General features: G+C 52.0%; 19 protein-coding genes. 10 read left to right on the plus strand and 9 right to left on the minus strand.

Going from position 1 to position 22318, the window contains the following annotated elements; all coding sequences use genetic code 11:
• The first annotated feature begins 58 nt into the window (after positions 1–58).
• Entirely contained in the window at positions 59–913 is an 855-nt protein-coding gene (gene rapZ / locus B1H58_RS05140) for an RNase adapter RapZ (protein ID WP_085068339.1), read from the plus strand.
• Complete coding sequence (npr, locus tag B1H58_RS05145; protein ID WP_085068341.1) at positions 910–1182, plus strand: PTS phosphocarrier protein NPr; 273 nt, start codon at positions 910–912, stop codon at positions 1180–1182. Before rapZ ends, npr begins: the two co-directional genes overlap by 4 nt.
• Positions 1183–1190: 8 nt before the next feature.
• On the opposite strand, the gene mtgA is transcribed toward npr, so the two are convergent.
• Positions 1191–1877, minus strand: a complete 687-nt coding sequence (mtgA, locus tag B1H58_RS05150) for a monofunctional biosynthetic peptidoglycan transglycosylase (protein ID WP_237172453.1) — start codon at positions 1875–1877, stop codon at positions 1191–1193.
• 916 nt (positions 1878–2793) lie between these two features.
• Complete coding sequence (gene arcB, locus B1H58_RS05155; RefSeq protein WP_085068345.1) at positions 2794–5130, minus strand: aerobic respiration two-component sensor histidine kinase ArcB; 2337 nt, start codon at positions 5128–5130, stop codon at positions 2794–2796.
• 858 nt (positions 5131–5988) lie between these two features.
• Between arcB and gltB the strand changes: the two genes are divergently transcribed.
• Together gltB and B1H58_RS05165 are read left to right on the plus strand one after the other, a co-directional pair.
• Complete coding sequence (gene gltB, locus B1H58_RS05160; protein WP_085068347.1) at positions 5989–10458, plus strand: glutamate synthase large subunit; 4470 nt, start codon at positions 5989–5991, stop codon at positions 10456–10458.
• A 10-nt stretch (positions 10459–10468) separates the two neighbouring features.
• Entirely contained in the window at positions 10469–11887 is a 1419-nt protein-coding gene (locus B1H58_RS05165) for a glutamate synthase small subunit (protein WP_085068349.1), read from the plus strand.
• 52 nt (positions 11888–11939) lie between these two features.
• Here B1H58_RS05165 and sspB read toward each other — a convergent pair whose 3' ends face one another.
• The 5 genes from sspB to zapE form a co-directional block, all read right to left on the minus strand.
• Positions 11940–12428, minus strand: a complete 489-nt coding sequence (gene sspB, locus B1H58_RS05170; protein ID WP_085068351.1) for a ClpXP protease specificity-enhancing factor — start codon at positions 12426–12428, stop codon at positions 11940–11942.
• Positions 12429–12433: 5 nt separating this feature from the next.
• Entirely contained in the window at positions 12434–13075 is a 642-nt protein-coding gene (sspA, locus tag B1H58_RS05175) for a stringent starvation protein SspA (protein WP_085068353.1), read from the minus strand.
• Between the two features lie 298 nt (positions 13076–13373).
• Entirely contained in the window at positions 13374–13766 is a 393-nt protein-coding gene (rpsI, locus tag B1H58_RS05180) for a 30S ribosomal protein S9 (RefSeq protein WP_085068355.1), read from the minus strand.
• A gap of 15 nt (positions 13767–13781) precedes the next feature.
• Positions 13782–14210, minus strand: coding sequence for a 50S ribosomal protein L13 (rplM, locus tag B1H58_RS05185; protein ID WP_006121722.1), 429 nt, complete (start codon positions 14208–14210; stop codon positions 13782–13784).
• Positions 14211–14435: 225 nt separating this feature from the next.
• On the minus strand, positions 14436–15563 hold the full coding sequence (zapE, locus tag B1H58_RS05190) for a cell division protein ZapE (RefSeq protein WP_085068357.1): 1128 nt from the start codon (positions 15561–15563) through the stop codon (positions 14436–14438).
• A gap of 174 nt (positions 15564–15737) precedes the next feature.
• Here zapE and zapG point away from each other — a divergent pair, with 174 nt between their 5' ends.
• The 3 genes from zapG to degS all read left to right on the plus strand — a co-directional run bounded on the left by zapG (position 15738) and on the right by degS (position 18767).
• Positions 15738–16139, plus strand: coding sequence for a Z-ring associated protein ZapG (gene zapG / locus B1H58_RS05195; RefSeq protein ID WP_085068359.1), 402 nt, complete (start codon positions 15738–15740; stop codon positions 16137–16139).
• A 108-nt stretch (positions 16140–16247) separates the two neighbouring features.
• Positions 16248–17618 (plus strand): serine endoprotease DegQ, encoded by a 1371-nt coding sequence (degQ, locus tag B1H58_RS05200; protein WP_085068361.1) that lies wholly within the window; start codon positions 16248–16250, stop codon positions 17616–17618.
• A gap of 93 nt (positions 17619–17711) precedes the next feature.
• The gene (gene degS / locus B1H58_RS05205) at positions 17712–18767 is read left to right on the plus strand and encodes an outer membrane-stress sensor serine endopeptidase DegS (RefSeq protein ID WP_085068363.1); all 1056 of its coding nucleotides are present in this window, start codon (positions 17712–17714) and stop codon (positions 18765–18767) included.
• A gap of 99 nt (positions 18768–18866) precedes the next feature.
• Here the strand turns inward: degS and mdh are convergent, their stop codons facing one another.
• Positions 18867–19802, minus strand: coding sequence for a malate dehydrogenase (mdh, locus tag B1H58_RS05210; RefSeq protein ID WP_085068365.1), 936 nt, complete (start codon positions 19800–19802; stop codon positions 18867–18869).
• Positions 19803–20243: 441 nt separating this feature from the next.
• Between mdh and argR the strand changes: the two genes are divergently transcribed.
• The 3 genes from argR to yhcN (B1H58_RS05225) all read left to right on the plus strand — a co-directional run bounded on the left by argR (position 20244) and on the right by yhcN (B1H58_RS05225) (position 21877).
• Complete coding sequence (gene argR, locus B1H58_RS05215; protein ID WP_085068367.1) at positions 20244–20714, plus strand: transcriptional regulator ArgR; 471 nt, start codon at positions 20244–20246, stop codon at positions 20712–20714.
• 509 nt (positions 20715–21223) lie between these two features.
• Positions 21224–21487, plus strand: a complete 264-nt coding sequence (yhcN, locus tag B1H58_RS05220; protein ID WP_085068369.1) for a peroxide/acid stress response protein YhcN — start codon at positions 21224–21226, stop codon at positions 21485–21487.
• A gap of 120 nt (positions 21488–21607) precedes the next feature.
• Complete coding sequence (yhcN, locus tag B1H58_RS05225) at positions 21608–21877, plus strand: peroxide/acid stress response protein YhcN (RefSeq protein WP_085068371.1); 270 nt, start codon at positions 21608–21610, stop codon at positions 21875–21877.
• A 153-nt stretch (positions 21878–22030) separates the two neighbouring features.
• On the opposite strand, the gene B1H58_RS05230 is transcribed toward yhcN (B1H58_RS05225), so the two are convergent.
• The gene (locus tag B1H58_RS05230; RefSeq protein ID WP_085068373.1) at positions 22031–22318 is read right to left on the minus strand and encodes a barstar family protein; all 288 of its coding nucleotides are present in this window, start codon (positions 22316–22318) and stop codon (positions 22031–22033) included.

Raw genomic sequence — 22318 nt, forward strand, 5'->3', positions numbered from 1 at the left:
CACTTTTGCCCGTACCGGGACAGCCCGGTATTCACGGGTTAAATGGGGAGATAACTTAATGGTGCTGATGATCGTCAGCGGTCGTTCAGGCTCAGGGAAATCTGTCGCGTTACGCGCGCTGGAAGATATGGGTTTTTACTGTGTAGATAACCTGCCGGTAACGTTACTGCCCGATCTGGCAAGCTCGCTGGCCGCGCGCAATATTTCTGCGGCGGTCAGTATTGATGTCCGCAACATGCCGGAATCACCGGACGTGCTGGAAAAAGCCTTAACCGGCCTGCCCAACAGCTTTTCACCTCAGCTGCTGTTTCTGGACGCCGATCGTAACACCCTGATCCGCCGCTATAGTGACACCCGCCGTCTGCATCCGCTTTCCAGTAAAAACTTATCGCTGGAAAGCGCCATTGATGAAGAGAACGATCTTTTAGAACCGTTGCGCTCACGTGCCGATCTGATTGTTGATACTTCCGAAATGTCCGTGCATGAACTGGCAGAAATGCTGCGTACCCGCCTGCTGGGCAAACGTGAACGCGAACTGACGATGGTGTTTGAATCGTTCGGCTATAAGCATGGTATTCCTATCGATGCCGACTATGTGTTTGACGTGCGTTTTCTGCCGAACCCTCACTGGGATCCCAAGCTGCGTCCAATGACCGGCCTCGATCGCCCGGTAGCGGCCTTCCTCGATCGCCATACGGAAGTACATAACTTTATTTATCAGACGCGCAGCTATCTGGAGCTGTGGCTGCCCATGCTGGAGACCAATAATCGCAGCTATTTAACTGTCGCCATTGGTTGTACCGGCGGTAAGCACCGTTCCGTTTATATTGCCGAACAATTGGCCGATTACTTCCGTTCACGCGGTAAAAATGTTCAGTCCCGTCATCGTACGCTGGAAAAACGTAAATCATGACCGTCAGACAAACCGTTGAAATCAAGAATAAGCTGGGCATGCATGCGCGCCCGGCCATGAAGCTGTTTGAACTGGTGCAAAGTTTTGATGCTGAAGTGCTGTTACGCAATGAGACAGGCACCGAAGCCGAGGCCAGCAGCGTCATTGCGCTGTTGATGCTCGACTCGGCAAAAGGCGGTCATATAGAAATTGAAGCCAGCGGCCCGCAAGAACAGCAGGCGCTGGCGGCGGTAATCGAGCTGTTTGAAGCCGGCTTCGACGAAGAGTAAGCGTGCCTCTACAGATTATGCTGCCGGATAAAGCCCATGCCGCCCAGCTGGCTCATCTGGCGCATAATCCACGCCTGACGCTGCCGTACATAGCCTGAAGGCGCATCGGCGCGAAAGCGCAGCGGGTTGGGCAGTACCGCAGCCAAAAGCGCCGCTTCTGACATAGTCAGCCTGCTGGCGGGCTTATGAAAATAGCGCTGCGCAGCGGCTTCAACACCAAAGATTCCGTCGCCAAACTCAGCAATATTCAGATAGACCGTCAGAATACGTCTCTTGCTCCATACGCCTTCCAGCCCCAGTGTTAAACCTGCTTCCAGGCCTTTACGCAGCCAGCTGCGCCCATCCCACAGAAACAAATTTTTTGCCGTTTGCTGCGTCAATGTAGAGGCGCCACGCAGCCGGCCGTTCTGGTTATCGAGTACCGACTCAATGGCTTCGACATCAAATCCCCAGTGAACCGGGAATTTTTGATCCTCAGCGGCAATCACCGCCAGCGGTAACCAGGGAGATATCTCATCTCTGGAAACCCAGTCAGAATGTGCCACCCATGCGAAATCCCCCGTTAGCCATGCAGAAACCTGCCGCTCTGCCATCACGGCTGAAAACGGTACCGGCAAAAAGGCAAAAAGCGCAATCCCGGCCAGCCAAAGCCCCCCAACAAGCAGGACTGTTCGCGCCAGCCAGCGCCGAGTCATGCTTAAGAACCCCCCTTTATTTTTCCTCATTTCTCTCTTCCATTACTGGTTTTATAACTTATTAATCACGGTTGTTACTGACTTTTTTTGTGTGGCAATCAAGGGCAAAAAAGCTGATAAAAAATGGCCTTTATTGATTCAATTTTCTGAATCACAACTTTAGAATTTGTAAAATTCTTCCTACATCAATGGTTTCCCTGTCAGCGGAATCGGTTCCAAAGTTTAGTCTATTTGTTGTTTAACGCAGTTTTACTCAAACATACCGCTGAACACCCATAAGGAAAAACATTCAAATAATTTATAAACAGAACGATAATCCAACACCTAAAAGATGAAAATGGCAAAATTAATTGAAGTAATCTTCTCTTTCATCCTCTTGCCAGTTACTGATTTTCATTTTTTAAATGCCTTTTATCCCCTGTTGTATGCGTTTCCACCACCAGTAAACAACCAGGCCACTTAAAGGGGTAGCCGCTACTTTTCTTCAGCCAGTTCCGGCCTAAAAAATTATCCACTAAAATTTAGTAATATTAAGGCTTTAATGACAAATGTTATGCTGACCCGGTACGAAGAACAGTTAAAAAACAGGAGGCGAGCTACAGCTTCTCAAAGCGAAAAGATTTTTGTAATGAAAACCTTTACAAAAGCTTAAACTGACGCCAATATAGGGCTTCAGTTAATTCCTTGCTTGACTGTGTCAGTAAATTAATGTTTTCTGTATATGAACGCTGGCGCACATCACATATTTTAATGAATCATTTAACAGATACGTTGAGATTTGCTAAGGTGTGTCAAAGCGTTAACCAATACCATGCTTGTGCCGCTTGTGAACTCTTCAAAGAAATGGCGTGAGCAACCTTTTCCCTGGTGTTGGCGCAGTATTCGCGCACCCCGGCACAAGCCGGGGTCATTTTTTTCAGCGTCCTGCTTCCTGTTGTTCAATCCATTCCCGCAATACGGCCACATCATGCCGCCATTCTTGTTTGAGCTCGTCGATCCATTCCTGCACGTTATCCCACCATGCTGGCAGTTCCGGACTCTGAATTTGCTTCGCTAGCTGCTGTAGGTGCTGTAAGCCAACCGAGCCCGCAGCGCCTTTGATTTTATGCCCTTCCTCAGCAATTCCCTTTTGATCGCGCGCCATCATGTTGGAATCCAGCACCGCCAGATAGCCGGGCAACAGCTGCTCAAACATATCAAGGCTGCGGGTAATAAGTGACGGGCCGACCAGCTCGGCATATTGCTCCAGCATTGGCAGGTCAAGTAACGCCAGTTTCTTTTCATCCAGTTGAGCGTGCGGCTCGATCGGAGCGCTCTCCTGATAGTCCCAAAACTTTTTGATCATTGCCGTTAATGCCGGCACCGCCAGCGGTTTACTGAGTACGTCATCCATGCCCGCATCCAGATACTCTTTTTTGTCTTTCAGGACATTGGCCGTCAGCGCGATCAGCGGCGGCAGGCTCTGCCCGCTAAAGCGCTGATGAATGGCGCGCGCCACATCCAAACCCGTCATATCCGGTAGCTGAATATCCAGTAACACCAGATCAAATTCATCGGGATCAAACATATCCAGCGCCGCCTGTCCGGTCATGGCGACCTCAACGCTATTCCCCAGCTTCTCCAGTACAGAACGCGCAACGACAACGTTTAACTCAATATCCTCAACCAGCAGCACATGTAGCGCAGGCAGCGGCATCTCGTCGGCCAGCATCTCATCTTCTACCTCTTCAGCGATTTGCGGCGCGTTTAGCGTCACCGTAAAGCACGCTCCTTCGCCTGGCTGGCTGCGCACGGTGATATCCCCGCCCATGGCCTGCGCTAAACGTCGGGATACCGCAAGGCCGATACCGGTGCCGGTAGCGGGTTTGCCGCCGAGCTGGTCTTTAACCTGATAATACATCGCAAAGATTTTATCCTGCTCATCAAGCGGGATCCCCATCCCGGAATCTTCCACTTCAAAGCGTAGTTTCTCTGCCTCATAGGCAACCCGCACGATAATCTCACCCTGTTGAGTGAATTTCACCGCGTTACCAATCAGGTTCCACAGGATCTGACGCAGGCGTGTGCCGTCGGCGACGATTTTATGAGGCAGCGGCAGCTGAGGTTGCAGGACAAACTTCAATCCTTTCGGCTGGGCCAGCAGGCCGGATAAATTCTCTAAATCTGCAAGAAAGCCGGTAAAATCGAGCGGCTGATTATCCAGCTGTACCTTACGGCGCTCGATCTTATCCATCTCGATCACATCATTAAAAATATTGCCCAGCGTTATCGCAGAAACATGAATGGTTTTGAGATATTTAAGCTGTTCCTGATTCAGCTCGGTATCCAGCAAAATACGGCTGAGGCCAACAATGCCGTTAAGCGGCGTACGCAGCTCGTGGCTGATGGTTGAGATAAAAGTGGTCTTCTCACGGCTGGCGTTCTCCAGCGCGTCCTGATAGCGCTTACGCTCGGTAATATCGCGACCAAAACCCATCAGGCCGCTGCGTTTGCCTACGCGGTCGTAATAAGGCACTTTACGGATCTCAAAGCAGGCTTTGCGTCCGTCGGGATATTGCAGCCACTGCTCATAGGTTAGCGAAACGTTATGCCGGAAAACTTTTTCATCCGTTTCCAGCACTTTTGTCGCGGCTTCTTCATCGTAAACATCTTTTGGCGTCAGGCCGATCAACTGTTTTTCACTTTTTCCTGTTAGCAGCTCCATTGCCCGGTTACAGCCGGAAAATTGCTGATCGATATTGCGGTAAAAAACCAGATCCGGTGAGGCATCCAGAAAGGATCTCAGGAAAGATGATTGTTGCTCCAGTTCGATTTGCGCCTGCTCGCGACGCGCCATCTCCTCTTTTAACTTATCCACTACCAGCAAACGCGCCTCTTCCGCTTTAATACGGTCGGTAATCTCCTGATTGAGCTGGCTAATGGTCTCCTTCATCTGCTGATTAAGCTCCAGATCGCGATGGCGCATCTCTTCCAGCTTCTCTACCAGCCGCGAAAGCCGCTGTCGCGACTCTTCCAGTTGTTCAACAACAACCGACAAAAAATAGACGGCCCACGGCGTAATCAGCAGCCCAAAGAACACGGAGCGCACCATATCAATACTTTCAACATGGCCGCGCAGCAGCATGGTGACCGCCATCTGCACTACCATTGCCAGTACCACCAGCGCCGAGGCTAACAGCAGGGAAAAGCGAATCAGCCCCAGCTTTACCATTAAATCGACATAATATTGCGCCAACAGACGAATTTGTTTCATATCAGCTTCCTTTGGGGTCTCTTTTTCCATCATACCCCACTTTAATGTCAACGGGACGTGACAAGCTCAAACGCGTCTTTAACAGAGAAATAGCCGAAGCTGCACTATTAAAGTGCAAATAAACCCGTTTTAGCCAGTAAAGAAGGTTAGCGGGTCAAAAGCATTGACTATTTTATTAACTCGCATACATTGAAGGGCCCTGTTGATAACAGGTTTATTTCCCGACATCTGATGCTTTTCAAGGCAATGCCTGCGCAATGTCTTTGTCCTTCCATTACCTTAACGAATAATCATTCAAATTAAGCAGCTATTTAGTCACTATTCGCTTGATTAATTTTTCTTATAACTCCGCCGTGCTTTATACAAAAAAGACGCCATAAGAAAAACAGATGCATCCTGCAGTTCATGGGGATTTAATAGCAGATAATGCTGCAATACGCGCCAGCACTAGCATGGTGCAGAGATTTGGCCACTGCACTATAGTGAGACAGCTCACACTATGCGGGTATAGATACCGTTGCCGTCTGCCACCAAAACCCCGTTAAAAACCATATTTAACAATAGCTTAATCTAAAAAACCGTAAAAAAGCACAAGCAAGAACGCTATTTGACCTCTTTGCGCTTTCCCGATAAGTTGGAAATCCGCTGGAAGCTTTTCGGATGAGTGTTCCACTCATCATATTTATGCAGTAATTGAGATTCCCTCTGAAACAAGTCCGCAATACTTGTGACACCGATGCCTGAGGCCATGAATGGGAGCACGCGACCGGTAGCGTATGATGCGCAATCCTGCCGCCCGCCCTTTCTACGCCCGCCGTCGGCGCCGGGAATCCGCAGAGCCTGGGGAGGTTCACTGAAATGTTGTACGATAAATCCCTTGAAAAGGATAACTGTGGTTTCGGCCTGATCGCTCATATTGAAGGCGAACCCAGCCATAAAGTAGTGCGCACCGCGATTCACGCCCTGGCTCGCATGCAGCACCGCGGCGCAATTCTTGCTGATGGCAAAACCGGTGACGGCTGTGGCCTGCTATTACAAAAGCCCGATCGTTTTTTCCGCATCATTGCGGAAGAACAGAACTGGCGCTTAGCCAAAAATTACGCGGTCGGCATGCTGTTCCTGAGCAAGGACGATGAGCAAGCCCGCGCCAGCCGTCGCATTGTCGAAGAAGAAGTGCTGCGCGAAACCTTATCGATTGTTGGCTGGCGCGAAGTGCCAACCAATCAGGACGTGTTGGGCGAAATCGCCCTCTCCTCTCTGCCGCGCATTGAGCAAATTTTTATTAACGCCCCCGCTGGCTGGCGTCCACGTGATATGGAACGCCGCCTGTATATGGCGCGTCGTCGTATTGAAAAGCGTATCGAAGCGCTGGGCGATAAAGAGTTCTATATTTGCAGCTTCTCCAACCAGGTCAATATCTATAAAGGTCTCTGTATGCCGGCGGACCTGCCGCGCTTCTACCTTGACCTGGCGGATCTGCGCATGGAATCGGCCATCTGCCTGTTCCATCAGCGCTTTTCCACGAATACCGTGCCGCGCTGGCCGCTGGCGCAGCCGTTCCGCTATATGGCGCATAACGGTGAAATTAATACCATTGCCGGTAACCGGCAGTGGGCACGCGCACGCGCCTATAAATTCCAGACGCCGCTGATCCCCGATTTGCAGGATGCCTCACCGTTTGTGAATGAAACCGGCTCTGACTCCAGCTCCATGGATAATATGCTGGAACTGTTCCTGAATGGCGGGATGGATCTGATCCGCGCGATGCGTCTGCTGGTGCCGCCTGCCTGGCAAAATAATCCAAATATGGATCCTGAGCTGCGCGCCTTTTTTGACTTTAACTCCATGCATATGGAACCGTGGGACGGCCCGGCCGGCATTGTAATGTCTGATGGTCGCTATGCAGCCTGTAACCTCGACCGTAACGGTCTGCGGCCGGCGCGCTATGTGATCACCAAAGATAAGCTGATCACCTGCGCCTCTGAAGTCGGTATCTGGGATTATCAGCCAGATGAGGTGCTGGAAAAAGGCCGCGTTGGGCCCGGCGAACTGATGGTTATCGATACCCGAGCGGGCCGTATTCTGCACTCCGCCGAAACCGATAACGACCTGAAAAGCCGTCATCCCTACCAGTCATGGATGGAGAAAAACGTTAAGCGCCTGATCCCGTTTGAGGATCTGCCTGACGATCAGGTTGGCCGCCGCGAGCTGGATGACACCACGCTTGCCACTTACCAGAAACAGTTCGCCTACAGCAGCGAAGAGTTGGATCAGATTATTCGCGTGCTGGGTGAAAACGGTCAGGAAGCGGTGGGCTCAATGGGCGATGATACCCCGTTCGCCGTGCTTTCCAGCCGTCCACGCATTATTTATGACTATTTCCGCCAGCAGTTCGCACAGGTCACTAACCCGCCGATCGATCCGCTGCGTGAAAATCATGTTATGTCGCTGGCGACCAGCATCGGTCGCGAGATGAATGTCTTCTGCGAAGCGGAAGGCCAGGCACATCGCGTCTCGTTTAAGTCGCCTATCCTGCTCTATTCCGACTTCCGTCAGTTGACAACGATGGAAGGCGAATACTATCGCGCCGATACGCTTGACTGCACCTTTAATCCCGCAGAGCAAACGCTGGAAGCGACGATGCATCAGCTTTGCGATCGGGCTGAAAGCATGGTGCGTAACGGTACCGTACTGCTGGTGCTCTCCGATCGGGCTATTGCAGAAGATCGTCTGCCGGTGCCGGCACCGATGACGGTGGGGGCGATTCAGGCGCGCCTGGTTGAGAAAAACCTGCGCTGCGATGCCAATATCATTGTCGAAACCGCCAGCGCGCGCGATCCGCATCACTTCGCCGTACTGCTGGGATTCGGCGCGACCGCTATCTACCCTTACCTTGCCTATGAATCACTGGCGAAAATGGCGGATAGCGGCGTGATTGAGAAAGATTACCGTACGCTGATGTTGAACTACCGTAACGGTATCAACAAAGGCCTGTATAAGATCATGTCCAAAATGGGCATCTCAACCATCGCCTCTTACCGCTGCTCCAGGCTGTTTGAAGCGGTTGGCCTGCATAAAGAAGTCTCTTCGCTCTGCTTCCAGGGCGTGGTTAGCCGTATCAATGGCGCCAGCTTCGCGGATTTCCAGCAGGATCTAATTAATCTGGCAAAACGCGCCTGGCTTCAGCGCAAGCCGCTGGAACAGGGCGGTCTGCTGAAATATGTGCATGGCGGGGAGTACCATGCGTATAACCCCGACGTGGTGGCAACGCTGCAAAAAGCGGTGCAGAGTGGAGAATATAGCGATTACCAGCTCTATGCCCGCGAGGTAAACGAGCGTCCGGTCGCTACGCTGCGCGATCTGCTGGCGATCCAGCCAGGCACCCAGCCGGTAAGGCTGGATGAGGTTGAGCCTGCCAGCGAACTCTACAAGCGTTTTGATACCGCTGCGATGTCCATTGGCGCGCTGAGCCCGGAAGCCCATGAATCGCTGGCTGAGGCGATGAACAGCCTGGGCGGCTACTCTAACTCCGGCGAAGGCGGTGAAGATCCGGCGCGTTACGGAACCAATAAAGTGTCGCGCATCAAACAGGTTGCTTCCGGCCGCTTTGGCGTTACGCCCGCTTATCTGGTTAACGCAGATGTTATCCAGATCAAAGTGGCGCAGGGCGCGAAACCTGGCGAAGGTGGACAGCTGCCGGGCGATAAGGTGACACCTTATATCGCTAAGCTGCGTTATTCCGTACCGGGCGTGACCCTGATTTCACCGCCGCCGCATCATGATATCTACTCGATTGAAGATTTGGCGCAGCTGATTTTCGATCTGAAGCAGGTTAACCCGAAGGCGATGATTTCCGTGAAGCTGGTTTCAGAACCGGGCGTGGGAACGATCGCTACCGGCGTGGCAAAAGCCTATGCCGATTTGATCACTATCGCTGGCTATGATGGCGGTACCGGTGCCAGCCCGCTCAGCTCGGTGAAGTATGCTGGCTGCCCATGGGAACTGGGGCTGGTGGAAACGCAGCAGGCGCTGGTGGCCAACGGCCTGCGCCATAAGATCCGTCTGCAGGTTGATGGCGGTCTGAAAACCGGGCGCGATATCATCAAAGCGGCGATTCTCGGTGCAGAGAGCTTTGGCTTTGGCACCGGCCCTATGGTGGCGCTCGGCTGTAAATATCTGCGTATTTGCCATCTGAATAACTGTGCAACCGGTGTGGCAACCCAGGATGAAAAGCTGCGTAAGAATCATTACCACGGTCTGCCGTATCGCGTAACCAATTACTTCCAGTTTATCGCACAGGAAACGCGGGAAATTATGGCGGAGCTGGGTGTTAAACGGCTGGTGGATCTGATTGGCCGCACTGACCTGTTAACCGTGCTGGAAGGCTTCACAGCGAAACAGCAGAACCTGGATCTCTCTTCATTGCTGGTAACGGCTACGCCGATGCCGGGTAAAGCGGTGTACTGCACTGAAAGCAGTAACCCGCCGTTTGATAATGGCGACCTTAACAAAGCGCTATTGCAACAGGCGATGCCTTACGTAGAAGCGAAGCAGAGCAAAACTTTCTGGTTTGACATTCGCAATACCGATCGCTCCGTTGGCGCGACGCTCTCCGGCGCTATCGCCGCAATCCATGGCGATCAGGGACTGGCAGCCGATCCAATCCGAGTGCACTACAGCGGCACAGCAGGACAAAGTTTTGGCGTATGGAACGCCGGCGGCGTTGAGCAGATCCTTACCGGCGACGCCAATGACTATGTGGGCAAAGGGATGGCTGGCGGCACACTGGCTATCCGTCCGCCAGTGGGTTCAGCATTCCGCAGCCACGAAGCCACCATTGCCGGCAATACCTGCCTGTATGGCGCGACCGGCGGTAAATTGTTTGCGGCAGGCCGCGCAGGCGAACGTTTCGCCGTGCGTAACTCAGGTGCGATTACTGTGGTAGAAGGCATCGGCGATAACGGCTGTGAATATATGACCGGCGGCATTGTTTGCATCCTGGGTAAAACCGGCGTCAACTTTGGCGCAGGGATGACCGGTGGTTTTGCCTACGTACTGGATGAAGATGGCGAATTCCGCAAACGGGTTAACCCGGAGCTGGTAGAAGTGCTGAATGTGGACGAGCTGGCGATTCATGAAGAGCATCTGCGTGGTTTAATCACCGAGCATGTTCAGTATACCGGATCGGCGCGCGGCGAAGAGATCCTGGCTAACTGGCCGGAGTGGGCTTCCCGGTTTGCGCTGGTCAAACCAAAATCCAGTGATGTCAAAGCCTTGTTGGGGCATCGCAGTCGTTCCGCAGCCGAGCTGCGGGTGCAGGCGCAGTAAGAGGTAATCAATGAGCCAAAACGTTTATCAGTTTATCGACTTGCAGCGCGTTGATCCGCCGAAAAAACCGCTCAAGATCCGTAAAATTGAGTTTGTAGAAATCTACGAACCTTTTTCGGGAAGCCAGGCGAAAGCCCAGGCGGATCGCTGTTTGTCATGCGGTAACCCCTACTGCGAATGGAAATGTCCGGTACACAACTACATCCCGAACTGGCTTAAGCTGGCCAATGAGGGAAGAATTATCGAAGCGGCTGAGCTATCGCACCAGACAAATAGTCTGCCTGAAGTATGTGGGCGTGTTTGCCCGCAGGATCGCCTGTGCGAAGGCTCCTGTACGCTTAACGATGAGTTTGGCGCTGTCACCATCGGCAACATTGAGCGTTATATCAATGACAAAGCGATGGAGATGGGCTGGCGTCCCGATTTGTCGCACGTTAAGCCCACCGGTAAACGCGTAGCGATCATCGGTGCGGGTCCGGCTGGCCTGGCCTGCGCTGATGTCTTAACCCGCAATGGCGTCAAAGCGGTGGTTTACGATCGTCATCCGGAAATCGGCGGCCTGCTCACCTTTGGTATCCCGGCTTTCAAGCTGGAAAAAGAGGTTATGACGCGTCGCCGTACAATGTTTACCGAGATGGGCATTGAGTTTCAGCTGAATACTGAAGTTGGCCGTGATGTTCAGCTAAGCGATCTGATCAGTGATTTTGATGCGGTGTTCCTGGGCGTTGGCACCTATCAGTCAATGCGTGGTGGACTGGAAAATGAAGATGCGCCGGGCGTGTACGATGCCCTGCCGTTCCTGATCGCCAATACGCGTCAAATCATGGGCTTTGACGAGCTGGCTGAGCAACCTTATATCAATATGCAAGGCAAACGCGTGGTGGTATTGGGCGGCGGCGATACGGCGATGGACTGCGTACGCACCTCTATTCGTCAGGGCGCTACGCACGTAACCTGCGCCTATCGCCGGGATGAAGAGAACATGCCGGGCTCACGTCGGGAAGTTAAAAACGCGCGTGAAGAAGGTGTGGAATTCCAGTTCAATCTGCAGCCGTTAGGCGTGGAGATAAACGGTAACGGTCGCGTCTGTGGCGTCAGGGTTGCCCGCACTGAAATGGGCCAGCCCGATGCGCAAGGCCGTCGTCGTGCTGAAATTGTTGCCGGTTCTGAGCATATTCTGCCCGCCGACGCGGTAGTCGTCGCCTTTGGCTTCCGTCCGCATAAAATGGAATGGCTGGAGCAGTTTAGCGTCGAGCTTGACGCACAGGGCCGAATCATTGCGCCGGAAGCAGAAGAAAATGCTTTCCAGACCACTAACCCGAAAATTTTTGCTGGCGGTGATGCGGTACGCGGCTCTGACTTAGTGGTGACTGCGATTGCTGAAGGGCGTAAAGCTGCTGAAGGGATTATGAACTATCTTGAAGTTTGACCGGACAGCCCAATAAAAAAAGCCCGCCTGATTATTGGCGGGCTTTTTATTTTTATTTAACGACGCGTAATGCAGGACGGCCACCGCGTGGCGGCGGATCGTCATCAGGATTATCGCCTTCGGGTTCGGCATCATCAGGACGGTCGCCGTCAATCACGGACATGACCGTCTCTTCCTGTCCCTGAGACAGCTCATCCATATCCTGCAGCTCATAAGCGGGCTCTGGCTCAAACATGGTGCCAGCGCCATTCTCACGCGCATAGATAGCCAGCACTGCCGCAATAGGCACGCTAACCTGGCGAGGAACGCCGCCGAAGCGCGCGTTAAAGCGCACCTCATCATTACCCAGCTCCAGATTGCCGACAGCACGCGGCGCGATGTTCAATACAATCTGTCCATCGCGTGCATACTCAAGCGGCACTAACACGCCAGGCAGATTGATATCCACCACTAAATGCGGCGTGAGCTGGTTGTCCAACAGCCACTCATAAAAAGCGCGCAGCAGGTAAGGACGGCGAGCGGTAAGCTGAGACATTTCCATAGCCGTTAGCCCCGGGCTTGCAGGCGCATTTCGCGTTCTGCTTCGGTCAGCGAAGCGAGGAAAGAGTCACGCTCAAATACGCGCGTCATATAGCCTTTAAGTTCTTTCGTTCCGCTGCCCACCAGTTCCACGCCAAGCAGCGGTAAACGCCACAGCAGCGGAGCCAGATAGCAGTCGACCAGGCTGAACTCTTCGCTCAGGAAGAAAGGCGTGCGCGTAAACAGTGGCGCAATCGCCAGCAGCTCTTCACGCAGCTGCTTACGTGCCGTTTCCGCCTGCTGAGCGGAGCCGATTTCGATAGTGCGCATCAGGCTGTACCAGTCTTGCTCAATACGATGCATCATCAGACGGCTTTCACCACGTGCAACCGGATAAACAGGCATCAGCGGTGGATGCGGGAAGCGCTCGTCGAGGTATTCCATAATGATGCGTGATTGATACAGCGTCAGCTCACGATCGACCAGCGTAGGTACGGTACGATACGGGTTGAGGTCAATCAGATCCTGCGGCAGATTATCCATTTCAACCTGCTCGATCTCAACGCTGACACCTTTTTCTGCCAGTACGATACGCACCTGATGGCTGAAAATGTCAGTCGGACCAGAAAACAGCGTCATTACCGAACGTTTGTTGGCAGCGACAGCCATGAAAACCTCCAAGTTTATCCAGAATACAGTGCGAATAGCCAACCGCGCGGCGACTAACCTGCTTGACGAAACCACCCGCAGCGGAGCGACGCCAATCCTTTCCTGTCAGGACGCTCTCCGTTTAACGGGCGCAAAGTGACAGTCAGTTTACCAGATTTTAGGCAGCTTGTGGGGATGGGCAAAAAGAATTGCCGGTAAAAAGGCGGGATTTACCTCTGTTTTACGGCTTTTTACGCATAAAAAAACCCAGCGCAAAGCGCCGGGTTTTTTGTAACTGTTGCTGCCGAAGCAGAAACAATTAACGTTTGGAGAACTGCGGACGACGACGTGCTTTACGCAGGCCGACTTTCTTACGTTCAACTTCACGAGCATCACGAGTAACGAAGCCAGCTTTACGCAGTTCGCCACGCAGGGACTCGTCGTACTCCATCAGAGCGCGGGTGATACCGTGACGGATCGCACCAGCCTGACCAGAGATACCACCACCTTTAACGGTGATGTAGAGATCGAATTTACCAACCAGATCCAGCAGTTCCAGCGGCTGACGAACTACCATGCGGGCAGTTTCACGACCGAAGTACTGTTCCAGAGAACGCTGGTTGATAACGATGTTACCGCTACCCGGCTTGATAAAGACGCGAGCGGAAGAGCTTTTGCGGCGACCAGTGCCGTAGTTTTGATTCTCAGCCATTGCCTGTAATCCCGATTAAATGTCAAGAACTTGCGGTTGCTGTGCCGCATGGTTGTGCTCGTTGCCCGCGTAAACTTTCAGTTTACGGTACATAGCACGACCCAGCGGGCCCTTCGGCAGCATACCTTTAACCGCGATTTCAATTACGCGCTCAGGACGGCGAGCAATCATCTCTTCGAAGGTCGCTTGCTTGATACCACCGATATGACCGGTGTGATGGTAATAGATCTTATCGCTACGCTTGTTACCGGTTACGGCAACTTTTTCTGCGTTCAGAACGATGATGTAATCACCAGTATCAACGTGCGGAGTGTATTCCGCTTTATGCTTGCCACGCAGACGGCGAGCCAGTTCAGTCGCTAAACGACCTAAAGTTTTGCCCGTCGCGTCAACGACATACCAGTCACGTTGGACGGTTTCTGGCTTAGCTGTAAAAGTTTTCATCTAAAAGCTTACCCAAATTAAGTTACACGTTGGTGAAATCCCAAACGCTTGAATAAACGGTTGAGGCTCACACGACCTTATCGACCAGCAAGCCACCCCCTCGGACAGTTTTGCCGGTGCTACAAAGTTTCTGGGAAAAAAAACTTTGCCGTAACGTGGGGTCGCAAGATTATAGAGAAGTCGCCGCCAAAGATCGATCACTTTTCAACAAAAAAAGCGCCAGGCTCAGGTGAGATGCTTTAAGCGCAAATACTCTTCGCTTTGCATCTCCTGCAGACGCGACAGGCAGCGCTGATACTCGAATTTCAGCCGCTCGCCCTGATAAATATCAAACAGCGACGCCTCAGCGGAAACCACCAGCTTTACGTGCCGTTCGTAAAACTCATCCACTAACGCCAGAAAACGCCGCGCACGGTCTTCGCTGCGCGCCTGCATAACCGGGACATCCAGCAGTAGCACGCTATGAAAACGCCGCGAAAGTTCAATGTAATCATGCTGGCTGCGCCCTTCTCCGCACAGCGTGGCGAAGTCGATCGCCAGTACGCCCTTTTCCACGCCCTGCGTCGGTAACTGACGGTGATTGATTTCCAGCACCGGCCGCTCTTCGGCAGCCTGCCCTGTCAGCGCGATAAACATGCGGCTCATTGCCTGACGCGTTTCTTCACTTAACGGCGACATCCAGAGATGCGCTGACGTTAACGTACGCAGGCGGTAATCGATGCCTGCATCGACGTTCATGATTTCGCAATGCTGCTTGATCTGCTCAATAGCAGGTAAAAAGCGCGCGCGCTGCAGGCCGTTGCGGTAGAGCTCATCAGGCGGGATATTGGAGGTGGCGACCAGAGTAATGCCACGGGCAAACAGGGCTTCCATCAGGGTGCCCAGCAGCATGGCATCCGTAATATCAGAGACAAAAAACTCATCGAAACAGAGCACATCCGCCTGGGCTTTAAAGCGGTCCGCCACAATTTCCAGCGGATCGCTTTCGCCCTGCAGCGCGGTTAACTCTTCATGCACCCGCAGCATGAAACGATGAAAATGAAGCCGCAGCTTGCGCTCGCCAGGAATAGACTGAAAAAAGAGATCCATCACCCAGGTTTTGCCGCGCCCGACGCCGCCCCACATATAGAGGCCGCGCACCGGCGGCTGATGACTGTTTTTCTCTTTTCCCAGCAGCTTATTGAGCTTGCCGCGCCAGCCTGAAATGGGTTGCTGCTCTGAAGGTTGACGGGCGATAAGCGCCTGCTGAATCGCATCCAGGCGGCTTATCGCCGTATGCTGAACTTCATCAGGCTGATATTCACCTTTATCCAGCGCCTGCTGATAACGCGCCAGCGGAGACATCGTTTGCATTCTTGATCCTGCTTCCCTAAAAAATGTCAGGCAACTGCCTGTTTGTCGAAAAAAAGTTCGTTCTACACTAAGCGATGCTGCCGCAGGATTCCACTTCCATTAGATTAACGGTTATAGTGGCTACTATTGAAGTGGAACGCCCTACGGAACAACGAGGACAATACGGGAGTCATTATGACCTGGGAATACGGGCTAATTGGTTTAGTTGTTGGCATTATTATCGGCGCTGTCGCCATGCGTTTTGGTAATAAGAAATTGCGCGAGCAGCGCAGCCTGCAGTATGAACTGGAGAAATCCAAAGCGGAGCTGGCGGATTACCGCGAAGAGTTGACCAATCACTTTGCTCATAGCGCAGAGCTACTGGATAACATGGCGCGTGATTATCGTCAGCTTTATCAGCATATGGCGAAAGGTTCTAACGATCTGCTGCCTGACCTGCCGGGTGAGAAAAACCCGTTCTCTTATCAGCTTACCGAAGCGGAAGCGGATAACGATCAGGCACCGGTGCAGATCCCGCGTGATTATTCAGAAAATGCGTCCGGTCTGCTGCGTGGTGAGCGCACGCCACGCAATTGATTCACGGGGCGCGCCAGCGCCCTGTTTTCTTTTGCTTTTTCAGGCCAGCTACCTGAGCTGGCAAGTCACTCTGTCAATCCCCTGTTAAGCAGCGAGAGCGTCGTAACGATGAAGAAAAAATCATTATTGTTGAGCGCGGTAGCCTTATCCGTTGGTTTAAATTTCAGCCTGGCACCTTCAGCCATGGCTTCGCTGCCTTCCCAGGTCCAGAATCAGGCCCTGCCCAGTCTGGCACCTATGCTGGAGAAAGTGTTGCCGGCCGTGGTCAGCGTTCATGTTGAAGGCACGGCGACCGAAAACGCGGCGCAGGACCTGCCTGAGCCGTTAAAACGCTTTTTCGGTCAGGGACAGGGGGATGCGCAGCCTCAGCCTTTCGAAGGACTGGGTTCGGGCGTGATTATTGATGCCCAGAAAGGCTATATCTTAACCAATAACCATGTGGTTAACGGCGCTGATAAAATCAGCGTTCAGCTGAGCGATGGCCGTGAATATGACGCTAAACTGCTGGGCCGCGATGCTCAGACTGACATTGCGCTTATTCAGGTGTTGAATGCAAAAAACCTGACGCAGGTTAAAATCGCAGATTCAGACCAGTTACGGGTCGGCGACTTCGCTATCGCCATCGGCAACCCCTTTGGCCTCGGTCAGACAGCAACTTCAGGCATTATCTCTGCGCTGGGTCGTAGCGGGCTGAACCTGGAAGGCCTGGAGAATTTTATTCAGACCGATGCTGCCATTAACCGCGGTAACTCCGGCGGCGCGCTGGTAAATCTTAACGGTGAGCTGATCGGCATCAATACCGCTATTCTTGCCTCCAGCGGCGGCAACATTGGCATCGGCTTCGCTATTCCGGGCAATATGGCTATGGAGCTGGCTAAGCAGCTGATTGAGACCGGCGAAGTAAAACGTGGTCAGCTGGGCATTAAAGGCACGGAAATGACCGCTGATATGGCGCGCGCCTTTAATGTGGATGCCCAACGCGGCGCCTTCGTCTCTGAAGTGCTGCCTAAATCTGCGGCGGCGACCGCTGGAATCAAGTCTGGCGATATTATTACTTCTGTAGACGGCAAGCCGATTACCAGCTTTGCTGAACTGCGGGTGAAAATCGGTACCACGCCGCCGGGCAAAGAGGTAAAAATCGGCCTGCTGCGCGAAGGGAAACCGCTTAGCGTCACGGTGAAGCTTGATGCCAGCGCGCGTACCATGACCAGCGACGAACTGATGACGCCTGCGTTACAGGGCGCGTCGCTCAGCGATGGTCAGTTGCCTGACGGTAATAAAGGCGTTAAGGTAGATAGCGTACAAAAGGCGACGCCAGCCGAGCAGATCGGTTTGCAAAAAGATGATATCATCATTGGCGTTAACCGCACGCGCGTTCAGAACCTGGATGAGATGCGTAAGGCACTGGCCAGCAAGCCGCCTTTCCTGGCACTAAATATCGTACGCGGCGGGGAAAGCCTCTATCTGCTGCTGCGCTAAAAAGCGCCATATCATGTTGCGGACACAAGCCCGTGTGTGTCCGCGCAACTCATGATATTCTGCCCCAGTTCTTTTCCGATATAGCTTAACATCATGTTTCTTAAACTCTTGCGCTCGGTAGTTCTGGGGCTGATCGTCGCAGGTATTTTACTGGCGGTGATGCCCGCGTTGCGCATCGGCAGCAGCCTGCTTTCTGTGCCGGAAAGCAGCGCCGATCAAACGCCTTTTAGCTTTAATCAGGGAGTACGCCGCGCCGTTCCGGCCGTGGTAAACGTCTATAACCGCAGCGCGTCTAGCAGTAACGGACGAGGCATTACTACGCTTGGCTCCGGCGTAATAATGAATAATAAAGGTTATATCCTGACCAACCGTCACGTTATCAACGGTGCCGATCAGATTATTGTCGCGTTACAGGACGGGCGTTTTATTGAGGCTATGCTGGTTGGCTCTGACAGCCTGACCGATCTGGCGGTACTGAAAATCACCGCCACTAACCTGCCGGTTATTCCCATTAACCCGGAACGCATCGCGCACGTGGGCGATATCGTGATGGCTATCGGCAACCCTTACAATCTTGGGCAAACCGTCACCCAGGGCATTATCAGCGCCACTGGCCGCGTTGGCTTAAGCCCTTCCGGGCGGCAAAACTTTCTGCAAACCGATGCCTCGATTAACCGGGGCAACTCTGGCGGCGCGCTCATTAACTCACTGGGCGAGCTGATGGGCATCAATACGCTTTCGTTTGATAAAAGTAACGATGGCGAGACGCCGGAAGGGATCGGCTTTGCAATCCCTACCGCGCTGGCGACAAAAATCATGGATAAGCTTATTCGTGACGGGCGCGTTATTCGCGGCTACATCGGGATTACCGGTCGTGAAGTGCCACCGCTGCATGGACAGAATGCCAGTGTGGATCATATTCAGGGAATTGTAGTGAATAACGTTGCGCCGGAAGGCCCGGCAGCCAAAGCCGGTATTCAGGTGAATGATCTGATTACCAGCGTTAACGGCAAGCCCGCCGTTTCTGCGCAGGAAACCATGGATCAGGTGGCCGAGATACGTCCCGGTTCGGTGATTGATGTGCAGGTTATTCGTAACGACAGGAAACTGACGCTGAAAGTCACCATTCAGGAATATCCGGCGCAATAGCGACGCCGTAACAAGACGTTCGAAGGCTCCTTTTAAAACGGTCTTCTGCTGCGTAATAAAAAAGGGAGCCCTGTGGCTCCCTTTTTAACATCAGTGATATTACTTAACGAACTCTTCGCCCAGCTGAATATCTTTCTTCAGTGTCTCCAGCATGCCTTCCAGCGCTTTTTGCTCAAAGTCGCTCAGTTGGCCAATGGGACGATACTCGGCCACGCCCTCTTTGCCCAGCAGCAGCGGCTGCGAGAAGAATCGTGCATATTCACCATCACCCTCAACATAGGCGCACTCTACCACATTGCTTTCACCCTGCAGCGCACGTACCAGTGACAGACCAAAGCGCGCAGCCGCCTGTCCCATTGACAGCGTAGCGGATCCGCCGCCCGCCTTGGCCTCAACCACTTCCGTACCCGCGTTCTGAATACGTTTGGTCAGATCGGCTATTTCTTGTTCGCTGAAAGAGACGCCAGGCACCTGTGAAAGCAGCGGCAGAATGGTGACGCCGGAGTGTCCGCCCACTACCGGTACATTCAGTTCGGTCGGCTGTTTGCCTTTCAGCTCTGCCACAAAAGTGTTTGAGCGGATAATATCCAGCGTAGTCACGCCGAACAGACGATTTTTATCGTAAACGCCGGCTTTTTTCAGCACCTCTGCGGCAATGGCAACGGTAGTGTTTACCGGATTGGTAATGATACCAATCAGCGCTTTAGGAGAGGTTTTAGCCACCTGCTCGATCAAATTGCGTACGATACCGGCATTAACATTAAACAGATCGGAGCGATCCATACCAGGCTTACGTGCCACGCCGGCAGAGATCAATACCACATCGGCGCCCTGCAGCGCAGGCGTTGCATCTTCACCGCTGAAACCTTTGATTTTAACCGGCGTAGGAATGTGGCTTAAATCAACGGCCACACCGGGCGTTACGGGAGCAATATCATACAGAGAGAGTTCTGAACCCGCAGGTAACTGGGTTTTCAGCAGAAGTGCGAGTGCCTGGCCGATACCACCAGCCGCACCGAGAACTGCAACTTTCATCCTAAACTCCTTATTATTGTGAGCATAAAAATGTCGGAATCCAGCGGGGTACTATGCTGGACGACCTGAGAAGTAATAGCGAGGACGTTGTCATCGTTTTACCTGGCCGATAAAAGCCAGCAGAAACGGGTGAAAATGACCGCATTACGTACAGGCCTGACACTGGGCGTAACCGGATACAGATAAATTAATCAACAATACCTTACACCGTCCGCGCTTAGCAGAACAACATCAATTTTATAACAATCCCTTCACTTCGTCTGCCATAGCTATGCGCTTCGCGTAAATTTTATCTGCGCCGAAAGTCTGGTAAAATGCGCGCCCACTGCGCGGTAACGCCACTGTTCACCGCAGCGTATTTGCATAAACATTCATTTAAATGCATAATAATGTATTGCCTGCTGGACGGGCTTCACAGCATTTTTATATTATCGGTAGCCTATGCGTAACCCATCGAAACAAGAAGATCTGATTAAAGCATTCAAGGCTTTATTGAAAGAGGAAAAATTCAGCTCGCAGGGTGAAATTGTGACAGCCCTGCAGGATGAAGGCTTCGACAATATCAACCAGTCGAAAGTCTCTCGTATGCTGACCAAGTTTGGTGCGGTGCGTACCCGTAACGCGAAGATGGAAATGGTTTACTGTCTGCCAGCCGAACTGGGGGTGCCCACCACAACCTCTCCGCTTAAAAACCTGGTGCTGGATATTGATTACAACGAGGCGCTGGTGGTGATTCATACCAGTCCCGGCGCAGCACAGTTGATTGCCCGCCTGTTGGACTCATTAGGCAAAGCGGAAGGGATCCTTGGTACGATTGCAGGCGACGACACCATTTTTATCACGCCAGCGCGCGCCTTTACCGTGAAACAACTTTATGAAGCTATCCTGAATCTGTTTGAACAGGAACTGTAAGCAAAGCGGGATCGCTGGCTTTTAGTAGGCGATCCTGTTTTTCTGTTAATTCGGCATGGTTGTGTTCTGCGCTTATTATCCTCTACCCGTTCTTCTCTTGCTTTCTGCCTCTCTGTGTTTCAAACGTCACTGTCAGCGTTAAATGGAATAAGAGCGCCTTGTTTTATTGGCTGCCATCTCAACACATTCGCATATCGTGCTGCCTTCCTCATAACAATACAGGAGATATGACTGCCTGAGAATTTTTACTGGCTGATTCGACCAGAAGGCAAAGCACAAATAGATAAAGTCACTTATAACACTGTTTTAATTAAAAAATAACCAATTCTGCACAATAAATAACCTCCCTATATAACTTCTGGTTATAAAAAAAGCGCCATTAGCTAAAGCGTAACAACAAAACATTATTAGCAGAATATTAATTTCATACGTGATTAGATCTATACTTGTTTTCGTGATGTGGATCACAGAGCAAACAAAGACAAAAATAGAAGACGAGGAACAGATCAATGAACATTAAAACTATCATCGCAACCGTAGGACTTGCTTCTACTCTCTCATTCAGTGCTTTTGCAGCAGAATCTATCAACGCCGATCAGGCGCAGAATCTGCAGCCAATCGGTACGGTAAGCATTAGCGGCATTGCAGGTACGCCGATGGATATTCATCAGGCGCTGCAGGCAAAAGCTGAGCGTCAGGGTGCCAGCGCTTATCGCATTATCGAAGCGCGTAACAACGACAACTATCACGTTACTGCTGAGCTGTATAAATAAGCGCAATGTGACTGCCGGGTGCATACCGGTTTAATGCATGAACGACTCAGGCAGCCTCAGAAATAATAATCGCTATCAAGCCATCCCGGCTGCCGTAACATCGATATTCAGGAGTAAGAAATGAAAACTACATTTACCTTTGCTGCTTTAGGTCTGGCTTCCGTCCTTTCATTCGGCGCAGCTGCAGCCGATCTGGTTACTCAGCAAGACGTCGCCAGCCAGAATCTGCAACCCATCGGCACCATTTCCGTAAGCGGTATTGATGCCAGCCCAACAGCTATTCGTCAGCATCTGTCCCGGAAAGCAGATAAAGAAGGCGCTTCTGCCTATCGCGTTGTTGAGGCTTATACCAACGGTAACTATCACGCGACTGCTGAAATCTACAAATAATTACCGGGCCGACGGCCTCAACGTGATATCCAGTAAAAATACCTGAATTATTAGCGGGTCTGACAGGCTGAACGTGACATTGAATAAAGCGCTATAAATAATTCCTCGTCAGCTGTTTGACGAACCCCTTGGCCCTGCTGTTTAGGGCCTTTTTTATTGGCTTTTTTGCGTCTGACGGACATTAAAGCGAAGCTGACCTTCCAGCTCCTCTTCTGCTTCATCGAACAGCAAAATCAGCGCACCATAGCGGCGTTTTTGCCCGGCGCCTAAATGGATAAACTCAATTTCTACCGGTAATGGCAGTTGCGATTGCGTAACAGCGTCCCATAATGAATCCAGATCAACAATTAACCGATCGTTAAGCGCAAAGCGTTCGCTAAACTGGCGATAAAAGTGCGCCTGATCGACGATCTCATTAAAGTCAAAAATCTCTTTCTTCAT

The sequence above is a fragment of the Pantoea alhagi genome (assembly GCF_002101395.1).
Classification (GTDB): Bacteria; Pseudomonadota; Gammaproteobacteria; order Enterobacterales; family Enterobacteriaceae; genus Mixta; species Mixta alhagi.

Coding starts and splice junctions, on each gene's coding strand:
- mtgA (WP_237172453.1), bottom strand. CDS start 1,877: ATGACTCGGCGCTGGCTGGCGCGAACAGTCCTGCTTGTTGGGGGGCTT.
- sspB (WP_085068351.1), bottom strand. CDS start 12,428: ATGGAAATGTCTCAGCTTACCGCTCGCCGTCCTTACCTGCTGCGCGCT.
- B1H58_RS05165 (WP_085068349.1), top strand. CDS start 10,469: ATGAGCCAAAACGTTTATCAGTTTATCGACTTGCAGCGCGTTGATCCG.
- yhcN (WP_085068369.1), top strand. CDS start 21,224: ATGAACATTAAAACTATCATCGCAACCGTAGGACTTGCTTCTACTCTC.
- yhcN (WP_085068371.1), top strand. CDS start 21,608: ATGAAAACTACATTTACCTTTGCTGCTTTAGGTCTGGCTTCCGTCCTT.
- argR (WP_085068367.1), top strand. CDS start 20,244: ATGCGTAACCCATCGAAACAAGAAGATCTGATTAAAGCATTCAAGGCT.
- npr (WP_085068341.1), top strand. CDS start 910: ATGACCGTCAGACAAACCGTTGAAATCAAGAATAAGCTGGGCATGCAT.
- rapZ (WP_085068339.1), top strand. CDS start 59: ATGGTGCTGATGATCGTCAGCGGTCGTTCAGGCTCAGGGAAATCTGTC.
- B1H58_RS05230 (WP_085068373.1), bottom strand. CDS start 22,318: ATGAAGAAAGAGATTTTTGACTTTAATGAGATCGTCGATCAGGCGCAC.
- degQ (WP_085068361.1), top strand. CDS start 16,248: ATGAAGAAAAAATCATTATTGTTGAGCGCGGTAGCCTTATCCGTTGGT.
- degS (WP_085068363.1), top strand. CDS start 17,712: ATGTTTCTTAAACTCTTGCGCTCGGTAGTTCTGGGGCTGATCGTCGCA.
- arcB (WP_085068345.1), bottom strand. CDS start 5,130: ATGAAACAAATTCGTCTGTTGGCGCAATATTATGTCGATTTAATGGTA.
- mdh (WP_085068365.1), bottom strand. CDS start 19,802: ATGAAAGTTGCAGTTCTCGGTGCGGCTGGTGGTATCGGCCAGGCACTC.
- gltB (WP_085068347.1), top strand. CDS start 5,989: ATGTTGTACGATAAATCCCTTGAAAAGGATAACTGTGGTTTCGGCCTG.
- zapG (WP_085068359.1), top strand. CDS start 15,738: ATGACCTGGGAATACGGGCTAATTGGTTTAGTTGTTGGCATTATTATC.
- rplM (WP_006121722.1), bottom strand. CDS start 14,210: ATGAAAACTTTTACAGCTAAGCCAGAAACCGTCCAACGTGACTGGTAT.
- zapE (WP_085068357.1), bottom strand. CDS start 15,563: ATGCAAACGATGTCTCCGCTGGCGCGTTATCAGCAGGCGCTGGATAAA.
- sspA (WP_085068353.1), bottom strand. CDS start 13,075: ATGGCTGTCGCTGCCAACAAACGTTCGGTAATGACGCTGTTTTCTGGT.
- rpsI (WP_085068355.1), bottom strand. CDS start 13,766: ATGGCTGAGAATCAAAACTACGGCACTGGTCGCCGCAAAAGCTCTTCC.